Annotated in this window: 1 protein-coding gene; it reads left to right on the top strand. The window is 78.7% G+C overall.

What is annotated here, in order from left to right; translation table 11 throughout:
• Positions 1 to 209 precede the first annotated feature (209 nt).
• The coding region (locus SSNG_RS24080; RefSeq protein ID WP_206731329.1) for a glycosyltransferase family 39 protein at positions 210 to 891 on the top strand (682 nt) is incomplete at its 3' end.

An 891-nucleotide genomic window follows, 5' to 3' on the forward strand; every position in this document is an offset into this window, starting at 1 on the left:
GTGGGTGGGGGCGTCGTGGGCGGCCGCGGGGTCGCCGCCGTCGGGGCCGCCGTCGCCGTCGGAGCCGCCGTCGCGTCCGGAGGCCCCCCGGACCCGCCGCCGCAGCCGGCCAGGACCAGCACCGCGCCCAGCAGCACCACCGTTGCGGCCCCGGCCGCCCGGATCGCTCGCACACCCACCTCCGCAGGTACTCCGACCGAACACCGAGTATGGAGTCCCCGCCCCCCGATCGAAAGCACCCGGAGGCCGCCATCCGCCGCATCACCCCCTGGCGCGCGCTGCCCCCGCTGACCGCCGTGCTCCTCGGACTGTGGGGGCTGCCGCGCGGTGCGGGCGGCGGGAGCATGTGGCGCGACGAGTCCACCACCTGGCAGGTCGCGCACCGCCCGCTCGGCGGGCTGTGGGAACTGCTCGGGCAGGTCGACGCGGTGCACGGCCTCTACTACCTGCTGATGCACGGCGTCTTCGCCCTCTGGGACGGCGGCCCGTGGGCCCTGCGGCTGCCGTCCGTGGCCGGCACGGCCCTCGCCGCCGCCGGCGTGGCCGCCGTGACGCACCGGCTGGCGGGCGAACGGGCCGCGCTGATCGCCGGCACCGCGTACGCCGTACTGCCGCCGGTGCAGGCGTACGCGCAGGAGGGGCGCTCGTACGCGCTGGTCGCGGCGGCCGTGGCCTGGGCGACGTACCTGATGCTGCGCGAGCGGTGGGCGGCCTACGCGGTGGTGCTCCTGCTGGGCTGCTGGTTGCACGAGTTCGCCGTACTGGCCCTGCCGGCGCACGCGTTCGCCGCCGGGCGGGCGCCGGGCTGGCGCCGCGCGGCGGGCGCCGTCCTCGCCGGGCTGCTCCCGCTGGCCCTGGTGAGCGCGCGCCGGAGCCGGCGCAGCTGGGCTG

Origin of the sequence: Streptomyces sp. C (assembly GCF_000158895.1) — a bacterium.
Taxonomy (GTDB): Bacteria; Actinomycetota; Actinomycetes; order Streptomycetales; family Streptomycetaceae; genus Streptomyces; species Streptomyces racemochromogenes.